This window comes from Eggerthella sp. (assembly GCF_048329335.1).
In the GTDB taxonomy this organism is placed as follows: domain Bacteria; phylum Actinomycetota; class Coriobacteriia; order Coriobacteriales; family Eggerthellaceae; genus Eggerthella; species Eggerthella lenta.
Map to the genome: position 1 here is coordinate 1 of NZ_DBFEGU010000193.1, position 1,449 is coordinate 1,449.

The window sequence follows — 1,449 nt, forward strand, 5'->3', positions numbered from 1 at the left end:
TCGCAACCCAAATCCAAATCGGACAACTCAACGGAAACGGGGCATACGATGGCATCAACAGCTAAAGGCACCCTCCTGACCGACCAGCACCGCAGACGACAGGTCGCGCTCGCCATCACCGCGGACAGCCAGATGCGACGCGTGTGGGACAACACCCTCGACGTGAACGACCTCGACCGCACGCAGCCGATCTGGAAGAGGGCGATGCTCGACCTGCTCGGACAATGGTGGAAGGTCAGCGCCGACACGGCCGCCCAATACCTGCCTCGCTTCCGCAAAGCCGAGACGGGCGACGGCGACATGCAGGTCGGAGTGCCCCGCTTCAACCGGAGCCAAACGGGGAAACAGTTCGAATGGGGAGGCGTGGCGAACATCCTGTGGCACGTGGCCATGGGGCAGACGCAGGAGGCCGCGTACGCGGCCGCACGCGAACTGTTCATCGGCATGTTCCACGAGGCCGTGCTCACCGGAGGACGCCTCACCCTGCAACAGTGGGCCGCCAAGGACGCGCGCGCCATCGGATGGCGGCGCGTGTCCGACGGGCATCCATGCGCGTTCTGCGCGATGCTTTGCAGCCGCGGCCCCGTGTACACGAGCGAACAGAAGGCCCTGCGCCGCCAGACGGACGGCGAGAAGTTCCATCCGCATTGCGGATGCACCGTCGAAGTGGTGTACGGCGACTGGAACCCCTCCGACAAGGAGAAACAGTGGATCGACAACTACTACGAGGCCGCCGAAAGCCTGCCCAAAGGCACCGCGAGAACATACGACCAGATTCTGCCGGTCATGCGCAGGACCGGAGACTACCGTGACTCGCACAGTTACAGAAGCACGCCCGAATACCGTGCGAAAATCAGCAAGGAACGCGCCGAAAAACGCAGGGAGGTCCTCAGGAAACGCGAAACCGAACTCTCCAAGGTCCTCGCGCATCCCGGAAAGCCGATGAGCATCACGCAGGCCGACAGGGGAACGTCCAATCCCGGATTCGCCGACAACAAGTGGGGATGCTCCACCAACTGCCAGTCGTGCGTCGTCGCATATGACGCCCGAAGGAAAGGCTACGACGTCGAGGCCAGGGCGAGGACCAGCTCAACGCAGGACAGACTGTCGGAAAACCCGAACAGCATGTGGGTGGACCGCGCGACCGGGCTGCATCCACGTATCCTCGCCGTCGGCAGTCCGAACCGCGGCAATGTCGTTGACAGGATCGAACGGCATGTCGGCATCGGCCAGCGCTGGTGCATGCATTTCGGATACACGAACCAGCATGCGCAGGGCCACATCGTCATCATCGAACGCCCCTCGGCACGCGCCAACGGAGGCGAACCCGTCGTCATAGACCCGCAGAACGGCAAAATATCCAGATTGGATGACTACCTCGATAGGGATATCATCGATGTGAGAAGCGTGCGCATGTTCCGTGTCGACGACAAGGACATCGTCAGGGAC

The 1,449-nt window shown here is 62.5% G+C and carries 1 protein-coding gene; it reads left to right on the forward strand.

Annotated elements, in window-relative coordinates:
• Nucleotides 1-48: 48 nt before the first annotated feature.
• Nucleotides 49-1,449: toxin glutamine deamidase domain-containing protein (locus ACMO6A_RS06400; RefSeq protein WP_418470927.1), on the forward strand; the 1,401-nt coding region annotated here is incomplete at its 3' end.